This window comes from Listeria sp. Marseille-Q6474, from assembly GCF_946902005.1.
GTDB lineage: Bacteria > Bacillota > Bacilli > Lactobacillales > Listeriaceae > Listeria > Listeria innocua.
Genome location: NZ_CAMPPS010000001.1, coordinates 2,114,194 through 2,123,700, shown reverse-complemented (window position 1 = coordinate 2,123,700; position 9,507 = coordinate 2,114,194). Strand labels below are relative to the sequence as shown.

Annotated in this window: 9 protein-coding genes and 1 other RNA gene; 2 read left to right on the top strand and 8 right to left on the bottom strand. The window is 37.5% G+C overall.

The window, feature by feature from the left end:
* Positions 1 to 141, bottom strand: a 141-nt coding sequence (locus OC533_RS10615; RefSeq protein ID WP_316044170.1) for a CAT RNA binding domain-containing protein, incomplete at its 3' end; no start/stop codon positions are given.
* Positions 142 to 409: 268 nt separating this feature from the next.
* Between OC533_RS10615 and OC533_RS10610 the strand changes: the two genes are divergently transcribed.
* The gene (locus tag OC533_RS10610) at positions 410 to 820 is read left to right on the top strand and encodes a VOC family protein (RefSeq protein ID WP_185511548.1); all 411 of its coding nucleotides are present in this window, start codon (positions 410 to 412) and stop codon (positions 818 to 820) included.
* An 18-nt stretch (positions 821 to 838) separates the two neighbouring features.
* Here OC533_RS10610 and OC533_RS10605 read toward each other — a convergent pair whose 3' ends face one another.
* Positions 839 to 1,351: a ClbS/DfsB family four-helix bundle protein gene (locus tag OC533_RS10605; protein ID WP_194324031.1), complete on the bottom strand. Its 513-nt coding sequence runs from the start codon at positions 1,349 to 1,351 to the stop codon at positions 839 to 841.
* Positions 1,352 to 1,473: 122 nt separating this feature from the next.
* On the opposite strand from OC533_RS10605, the gene OC533_RS10600 reads away from it, so the two are divergent.
* Complete coding sequence (locus tag OC533_RS10600; RefSeq protein WP_010991240.1) at positions 1,474 to 1,815, top strand: YxeA family protein; 342 nt, start codon at positions 1,474 to 1,476, stop codon at positions 1,813 to 1,815.
* 32 nt (positions 1,816 to 1,847) lie between these two features.
* On the opposite strand, the gene OC533_RS10595 is transcribed toward OC533_RS10600, so the two are convergent.
* The 6 genes from OC533_RS10595 to OC533_RS10570 form a co-directional block, all read right to left on the bottom strand.
* On the bottom strand, positions 1,848 to 2,231 hold the full coding sequence (locus tag OC533_RS10595) for a GyrI-like domain-containing protein (protein ID WP_194324033.1): 384 nt from the start codon (positions 2,229 to 2,231) through the stop codon (positions 1,848 to 1,850).
* Between the two features lie 54 nt (positions 2,232 to 2,285).
* A complete protein-coding gene (locus tag OC533_RS10590; RefSeq protein WP_194324035.1) occupies positions 2,286 to 3,182 on the bottom strand; it encodes a helix-turn-helix transcriptional regulator in 897 nt (298 codons plus the stop codon).
* A 40-nt stretch (positions 3,183 to 3,222) separates the two neighbouring features.
* Positions 3,223 to 3,792 (bottom strand): YdcF family protein, encoded by a 570-nt coding sequence (locus tag OC533_RS10585; protein WP_194324037.1) that lies wholly within the window; start codon positions 3,790 to 3,792, stop codon positions 3,223 to 3,225.
* 162 nt (positions 3,793 to 3,954) lie between these two features.
* Positions 3,955 to 4,324, bottom strand: a transfer-messenger RNA (tmRNA) gene (gene ssrA, locus OC533_RS10580).
* A gap of 115 nt (positions 4,325 to 4,439) precedes the next feature.
* The gene (locus tag OC533_RS10575; RefSeq protein ID WP_194324039.1) at positions 4,440 to 5,492 is read right to left on the bottom strand and encodes an internalin N-terminal domain-containing protein; all 1,053 of its coding nucleotides are present in this window, start codon (positions 5,490 to 5,492) and stop codon (positions 4,440 to 4,442) included.
* Between the two features lie 52 nt (positions 5,493 to 5,544).
* Complete coding sequence (locus OC533_RS10570; protein ID WP_194324041.1) at positions 5,545 to 9,477, bottom strand: TIM-barrel domain-containing protein; 3,933 nt, start codon at positions 9,475 to 9,477, stop codon at positions 5,545 to 5,547.
* Positions 9,478 to 9,507 lie beyond the last annotated feature (30 nt).

The following is a 9,507-nucleotide window of genomic DNA, read 5'->3' as shown; positions in this document are numbered from 1 at the left end:
TGTTTTTTCAATCTTGGATACCTCCACCTCATCTCCAAGTTTCTTTTGAAAAGCAAGACCACGGCCCATCACTACAGACTCCTTGCCACTTTTACCCTCGGCGATTACGACATTGTTATTCAGTATTTTTTTGATAATCATGCATTTTCACCTCTTTCAAAAGAAAAAAACCCAAACTAATTCCAACGCTATTAATATCAAAATAGCACTTGAATTAATCTAGGTTTTGCCTGCCTCAGCAGTAACAATCCTATTCTTTTCTCTAACATTATAGTACAAAAAGAAACCGATTACAAGGGGTATTTTTGATATTCAATTTTGGATTACTTTATATCTTCCCTACTTTAACATAACTTATTCATTGACAGGAAGTTTTCTGCATGCTATTTTTGGCTGGAGGTGATAAATTATGGCAACACGCTCGGAACAGATTTTTATAAATTTGCCTGTAAAAGATTTACAAGCAACCGTCGCTTTTTTCACTGAACTTGGCTACGAATTTAACCCTCAATTCACAGACGAAAATGCTACCCAAATGCTCATCGGAGAAAATATTTTCGCCATGCTCTTGAAAGAAGATTTCTTCCAGACTTTCCATAAAGAAGGCATCGCTGACACAACAAAAGCACGCGAAGTCCTCATCACCATCACCCAAGATAGCCGCCAAGCCGTTGACAAACTAGTTGATCGTGCTTTTGAAATCGGCGCTAAACCAGCAGGCGAAACACAAGACTTCGATTTCATGTATAGCAGAAGTTTTCTTGATTTAGACAACCATCTATGGGAAATTGCTTATTTAGACGAATCCGCTTTAAAATAAAACAAGAACCGCTGGAATTCATTTGATTCCAGCGGCTTTTTTAAATTTCCGTATTTTCTTCATAGCCCATTCATAGTGGCTCGTTGTGCTTGAAATAAAAATAGCACCAAGCGACGTTGTATTCGTCCACTTATAATATTTTTTTGTAAACAGTTCTTCATCCGAGTGTTCCGCGATAATTTCCATTTCCGCTTGATGCGTTTTATTTAGTAATTCCATCGCCTTCTCTAAATCCGTTTCCTGGTACTTTTGCCAAATAACCAAATTCAGTTCTGGCGTGGTCCTCCAAGTATAACCTTCCGCCGGCATAAAAGGTTTATCGCCCCTCATCCCAATTTGGTACCAATCAAGCGCCATATTGTGCCACTCATGCAAATGCACCACAACGTCACGAATATTCTTATCCCTATCCTCAAACGGAAACGCAAGGTTCTGTTTTTCTTTTGGAATAGAGTCAATTAAATTCAATAGCTTTTGATAACTTTCCGCACTTTGTTGAAGCAATTCTTCTTTATTTTTTGGTCTCGTCATGAAATATTACTCCTTTCTAACAAATATGTAAGTTTAAAAATCCATTTCGTTGCCTTTTGCGAGGGTTAGTCCCGCTCTTTTCTTATACAATAAGTGTAATAACTCAGCAAAGGATGATTGACTTGAAAAAAATCGTTATACTTATTATAAGCGTACTATTACTTGGTGGAATTATCGGTGGCGTATATTACTTTAAAAACGCCAACAAAATAGGTGCAGATGCTTCCTATGTTAAAATTACAAAAGATCCCACAAAAAGTAATGAAATAAGCTTCAACAATAATTATACTCTTCCTGCATATGACGAAAATGGTAAAGAAACAGAAGTTACTTTTTCTGCAGATAAAGAATTACGTAAAGGTGCTTATTTAAAACTTTATATTAAAGAAGACAAAGGCGTAACTTCATTTGAAGAAGTGCCTGAAAAAGAAGTCCCAGCTAAAGCAGCAGAAAAACTTAAATAATGACGAAATCTCCTCCTTGTGAGGGGATTTTTTTAAATAGAAATATAAACTTCTATTTTTACATTCGTATGATACCATTCAAAATCTGTTTTATAAGCGCGCTGGAATTCACTATCCCTCGCCCAGATTTCTTGCCAAACTTCCGCCACGCCTTTATGATTCGTATTATCAACAGTAAACACGAGATATTCTCCTGCTTCAATTTCTGTACTTTTTTCTTCATCCCAGTCGCTAGTTCCTACTAATAAATCATATTCACCCGTAAAATCACTCGCATAATTACTGTACACCGCAAAAATATCTCCGGCTGGCTTTTCAACCATGACTTCACCCCAGAGTTCTGCAATCGGACTAAAATCACTATTACTTGCTCGTATTTGCTTGCCATTAATCACTTTATTTTCTTGTAAATTCATTATTTGCCGCCTCCTCTAACATCATTATAGCGATTAAAACTTGACAACTATCTGTCAAGAATTCAAATTAAAATAAAGTTTTTCCACTTCGGACTTATATTCATTTTGTAGTGAAGCCGGTTCTAAAATCTTCACCGCGCTCCCAAACATCAATAAAAACGGGATGATATTCCGCTCAGGATCATATTGAAACGTTACACGAACCAAATCTAACTCAATTTGCATTTCTTCCAACAAAAAGTAATCCAGTAATTTTCCAAGCTGATTTTTCGGAAACTCTAAAACAATTTTTTCTGTTACTTCAGCTTGTTTTTGGTCTTCTTCTATTTTCATACTAGTTTTACTCGTTTCTTTCAAAGACGTTATTCTTGATAATTTAAAGTGGCGAATGGCTGCTCTTTTGTGACAGTATGCTTCTAAATACCAACTGCCATCCATTAAGTTTAATTTTTGAGGTGAAATTTCTCGGTTTGTTTCTGTTCCGTCCATCGCAATATATGTTATATCTAACTGTTTTTTCATCGTAAAAGCTTTTTGAATATAGGCGATTTTTCGTTTTACTTCAGCCTCAATTTGTTTGCGATGTTGTGTCGCTGAATCAAAGAAAATATAATTGCTAGTTGGTTTTTCTGTTTGTAATAAAGTGATTTTTTCTCGTAAAGTTTCTTGGCTATCATTCAACATAAATTCCGAACGTGCCTCTAAAGCTTCAAGCAAAATCCGCTTCTCTTCCTCCGAAAAAGTAAACGTTGCTAATTTATATGTATCAAGCATCGTAAATCCGCCATTTTTCCCCGGTAAAGCAACAACTGGAAATCCCGCATAAAGGAGCGTATCCATATCGCGATAAATCGTCCTTGTACTTACCTCGAATTTTTCAGCCAGCTCACTTGCCAGTACTTTTCGCTCCAAAATCATTACTAGTATTGCTAAAATCCGCTCTAGTTTCATCCCAAAACCTCCAGCTCTTTTAGCCTTATTATAGCATGTATTATCGGTCAAAAACCCATGCATATGTGATGGATAAAACTTCGCGCACCATTCCTTTGTACTTGGCAGGTGTCCGAGATTTTGATGGGAGACCTGATGCATCAATTCCCTGGCGTTTTGCTAGCATTAATGCCCTATACATATGATAATCACTTGTCACAATCAATGTTTTTCCTAGTTCAAATTTTTCATTGCTATATTTAATATTTTCTTCGGTTCTTTTGGATTTAGTTTCTTTTTTAATCCGATTTCTCGCAATTCCTTCATTAACCAAATATTCTTCCATAACTTCAGCTTCCGTCGTGCTTTCATCAGCACCTTGCCCACCACTAACAATCACCTTTGTCTTTGGATATTCATTCAAATAAGCCACTGCCGCATCCAATCTTTCCTGTAAAACTAACGACGGGCTAGCTGGATCCCCATTAATTTTCGCACCTAAAATAAGTACCGTATTTACGTTTTCATCAGGTTTGGCCCTCGTCCCGCTAAACATAAATGCCGCTACAATCAAGACATATATAAATCCAATTACAATTAAAATAACAAAAAATTTCTTAAAGCGTAGCATCTTATTTCTCCTCTCCTTACTTCTTTTTTTAGTTTAGCAAATGATTCTTAATAAAAGAGAAAGAAATAATCAAGTTAATGGAAAATAAAAAAAGGTCCTATATTCCTTAAATGGCTTAATAACACCATTAAAGAAGATAGGACTTTCTTTACGCGTTTCAAAATATGGAGATGGTGGGAGTCGAACCCACGTCCAGAAATATCGGCACTTAAATATCTACGAGCGTAGTCACCGTATTAGCGTTTCGCATAAACATCGGCCCGGTAACAGGCTTCCATTCAGCTAGTCTGATTAAGCTCTTCTATTTAACCTCAGACGGAGATTAACTAGCGTAGCCCACTTAGAGTGAGACCCTTACCGTAGCACATGGGCGATGCACGGAGGATCAGCTATGCTACTGCTTATTAGGCAGCGAAAGCTAGGTTTTGTTTTTCTTTGCCAGTTATTATTGGCTTTGACGTTGATAACGAGGACGATCCCCCCGACTCGCAACTCAAGCTCGAACTATCCCTGTCGAATCCGTAACATCCCCAGAGTTAAAGTCTAACATTAGATATTATACAGGAAAAAACGAGCCTTTACAAACAGAAAAAACTTGTGACACAGCCAAATGTACAACTATTATTTAGCATGCCACAAGTTTTCAATTAATTGATAGTTAATTTCAGTGAGTATTTCATAACTTCGCCTTCTTCAATATAGGGCTCTATTCCATTAAAATCAATACCAATCGTGTACTCGCCTTTATCAAGATTGCTTGTAGGAACAATAATTTGCGCCTTGTCCTCATCATAATTTACTTTAAATGAATCAAACACTTTATCATCATCTGAATTTCGAATCCACACTTCTTGAACACCATTAATATCCTTTAAATCATACAGTTGTGTATAAATTGGTAGTGTGATATATGCATCTTCCCCATAAGCAACCGTTTGATCTGGTAAAGTTCCAATTTGGCCGAGTACAGTTATTTTATCAACAATAGTAGGTGGTAGTATGTTTAAATAATTATAGCTCAAATCCATACTTACCAAACTATCCAAATGAGTGAAATCTGTCATTTCTGTTGTGAATTGATTCGACTCAAAGTTTACTTCCTGTAAATTTTTCAAGTTTGTAAAATCAGGTACATCTTCTGAAGCAAGGCCACATTCATTTAGCAACAACGTTTCTAGTTTAGGAATATTAGAAAAGTCAGGCAAGCCCCCCACAATAGTTCTACTAGCAAAATTAAGGTACTTTAATTCTGGATAGTTTTGATAATCTGGTACGGTAATATTTTCAGGTGGTATTTCACTTGTTATACTTACTTCTGCTCTTAAAGTATCTAATAGAGGTAAAGTCGGTAAATCCGGAAATTTAGTGAACTTTGTTTGGGTAGGATAAATCATAATATTATTTACATTGGTAAAATAAGCATTTCCTAGCATTTCTAAAGTTTCATCTGTTAAGTAATTTGTAAAATAGCCCAATCCTAATGATGTCGCTGCATTTATATCATCTTGCGTAATGACGTCTGTAACATCACTTTTGTGCAAGTTTTCTACCATATCTTCTGCTAAGTTTTCATTTGGAAAAACATCAATTATTCTGGCTGGTAATGGATATACATCTGTCACACTAGCATTTACATCCATTGTATTAAAGCTGACAACTCCAATAATAATCAAACTAAATACTATAAATAGTCTTTTCATCTTTTCTCCTCCTTAAAGAAAAGAGCGGGATATATCATCCCACTCTATCTAATTATTTGGCAGATGGCATAACTCTAACATTATCAATATGGATACTTGTTCCACCTTTAGAGTCCATCACAAAACTTGTATTAATATTTCCTGTTGTTACTTTGACATCCTTAATAGAAACATAGTGCCAAACATTATCTGCTACTAAATCAATAGTCTGACCTTCACTGCTATCGTAATTATTAACTGTCATTTGTGCTTTTGCAGTATCATCTTTACTTACTTTAACCCAAGCTTCCACATCGTAATTCGCATTATTAGTCGGAACTGCGATTTGTTGCGCTAGTGTTTGCTGGTAAGCTCCTGGTAGGTAGAAATAAGCGCTCTGACTTCCAAAAGCTGGTGATTCTGGAGGATTGACACCTGAACCACTATCAACGCCGTATGCCTTATCCTGACCGTCTGGATGAGACTCTACCCAATTAGTAGTTGCAGCAGGATCACGTTCAAAACCCCCGTTATCAAGTAGATTTACTTCTGATTGAACGGGACTGTTAATCGGATCCGCTGAGACAAGGATTCTATCAATATTGATATTTCCTGTAGTTTCACCGTCCATTAAGAAAGTGATTTTATTTGTACCCGCTTTTAAATTCACAGCTTTTTCTGTATCAGTCCAAATATTCCAGTTTGCCCCTTCTGAAGGGAAAGTTACGCGAGAATTATAAGTACCATTTGTGTACAAATCAAGCGTTTGCGGCATCCCACTTCCATTTGCAGTTCGGGTATTTAGCACATATTCCCCGTCCGCTGGCACATCCACTTCAAACTTGATTTCATCTCCTGCTGCTCCAAAGCCACCAACAAAGCCTTCTCCACTATAGAACCAATGATCATTTGCCACTTTTAAAGTTCCAGATAGAGCTGCTTCTTCCGCTTCTACTTTTGCTACAGTTGGAGTGAAACCGATATTTACTTTGTCTAATGCGACTTGATCTGCTTTGTCGCCTGTGTCTGTAACCACTTTATAAGAGATACTATTTTTCCCTGCTGCAAGTGGTAAGTTTTCCGCTTGAACAGTCCAATCTGCTGCTGGTTTTAAAGTTGTTTGTTTTACATATTCACCATTTACAAAAATACTTAATGATTGATTATCTTCGGAAGCATTTTTGTATGTTAAATCAACATTATAATCGCCAGCATCTTTTACATTTGCGTAAATTGTTGTTCCAGAGCCATCTGAATCATATCCATCTACATAGGTTTGTTCAGTTACAGGTTTCTCGGCAACTGTATTTGCAAAACTAGAACCTTTTTCCATTTCATATGTTCCAGTTTGTTCCACGCTTTTAGAACCGGTTGCTGTGATGACTGTATCTGTGTCTCCTTGAGCTGGTACTTTCACATAAGTTACTGCACCATAAATATCGCTAGAAACAGCATAACCACTTCCATCTGCATTTTCGAGTGCAGATAAATCATCGTATAATTTGCTATCAGTGCCATTAACTTGGACACTTTCAGCAGCATTTCCGTGTAGTTTTACAATGTAATTTTCTGTGTCAGCTTTGTAACTTCCTTCTTTCGCGCCAACTGTGAAAGTAGTAGTATCTGCTGTTTTCGATGTTGTCATTTTTTGTTTCAAATAAACTTCTTTTTCATAATCAAAAGATTTTCCATCGTCATCATAATGGGTAAATGAAGTATCTTTTTCAGAAGCAAATGTGTCTAAATAAACGGTTTTAACTGCGGATTCACCAACATAGTTTTGCGGCTGTTGCATTGGTATAATTGCGCCTTGCTTAACAAACATCGGAACATCCGTCCAGTCTTCGTCATTTACTTCATAATTGATAGTTTGGTTCCCATCGTAGACATCACCACGATTATAGTCTACCCAAGTTCCCGCTGGTAAATAGATTTCACGCGAACCAGCACCCTCTTCTAAAATAGGAGCTGCAAGGATAGCATCACCAAACATCCATTCATTTGTTAGGTTAACTACATTTTCATCTGTTGGATTATCAAAAGTAAGTGGTTGAACAAGTCCTACTCCAGATTCATAAGCTTGTCTTTCATAGGCATACATGTATGGAATCATTGAATAGCGCCAAGTCATACTGCTTTTCGCCACTTCTTCTGCAGTCCCGCCATAATACCAAGGTTGGCGTTGTTGATTATCATTACCATGTGTTCTAAATACTGGTACAAGAGAGCTAAACTCCATCCAACGACTATAAAGTTCTGGATCTGGATTTAATACTTGTCCAGAATTGGCATTAAAACCACCTGTGTCCATACCCCATTTAGTTTGACCTAAATTGATAGTAGACAACATCGTACTTGGTTGTTCTTGCATTCCATTTGCCCAGTCAATTACTTCGCCTTTTTTCCACTGGACGCCGATATCGCCTGACCAAATAGATGTGGAGTAGCGCTGAGCTCCTGGATAATATGTTCTTCCAGTCTGCCAAACACGTTCATTTGTGTAATCACGTTGACCTTCATACATTGCTTGAGATGTAAAACCTGTTGTGAAATTCCCAAACCAATAATCCGCTCCATTGGAGGATACTTTGTCAGTTTCATCATTCCACCAACCGACGATACCTTTATCCAGCGCATCTTCAGAATGAGACCACCACCAATTACGTTCATCCGGATTATACGGATCGATACTTCTAACAGTAACTGGGAATGCGTAATCTTCATATGCTTCTTGGCCTGGATACCAGTAACCATTTGCCTCAGCATCTTTACCTTGTTGCGTTTCCGTTCCATCTTGTAGATTAGTTACCACACGAGGTTTAGTAATACCAATCATTTTTACACCTAGTGCATCCATATCATTTTTTAAAGTAGTGTCTTTTGCGGATGGGAAATTAGTTGTATTCCAAGCAAATTCACCGTAATCCCCTCCATAAACAGGATCTCCGTAAAACTTCCAATCGTAGTCAAAAGCAAAAGAATCAATCGGAATTCCCTTAGCACGATACGTATCAATATTTTTACGGAATTCATCTTCATTTGTTCCCCATTCGAAATTGGAGAAACCAAGAGACCATTTCGGCATCATAGGAGTATGACCAGTTACATCAGCGTAAGAGGACATGATTTCTTCAGGTTCCCCTGACATCAAGTACATTTCTACATTTTCTTTTTCGTAACGACGGCCTTCTACAACCGTATCCCCGTAATAGAATTCCAGCTTTTCTTCGTCTGAAACAGAATAAGGATAACCCCCGTCACTGTCTACTAAAAGGCCATAACCTGCTGTAGACCACATGAACGGGCCACCAGCATTACCTTGTTGACCTGCTTGAGCTGTCTTTCCGCTATTTGCAGCTGTATTATCTCGCTCCATCCCAAGGTCTCCGTCACTAAAACTAATACCATAAGCCCCATAAACATGGTCAGCTGCACCGCGTTTAAATCTCACACCACCATCGAAAATCCCACCATCAACCGACTCAGATAATAAAGTTTTTCCCTCTTTATCTTTAAAAGTCATTCGCGCTGGTTCTTTAGAAATTTCAAGTGTGCATTCATCCGTTGAAATAACCATAGGATCGGATTCTAAATCAATCTTAGCCCCAATTGCTGTAAAAGTTGCATTAGGATCAATCATCGGTGTCGACTCACTATTTTCGATATTTCGCGGTCGTAAATTAACTTTAAGCAGATTATTGGCAAGTGGTGAAATTTCTAAGTAGTCATCTTCTGCTTCATCCCCGTTATCAATTTTCAGCGTGATAACATTGTCTGTTACAGTTGCCTCTAAAACATTTCCAAGCCCTTCTTCTGCACTTAACTTCGCATATTCTTCTTTACTAAGTTGTTTTGCAGTTTCTCCATTCGCTTGTTGTTTCACTTCTTTTTTCTCTGTTTCTTCTGCGTTAACTTCCACTTCTAATGGTTGTGTTATCCCTAAATTCAACCAAACAAGCGGCACAACAGCCATACTGACACAAACTTGCTTCATCCCTTTTTTCATCATCTCGCTCCTTTCAAAGCACCACCCTCT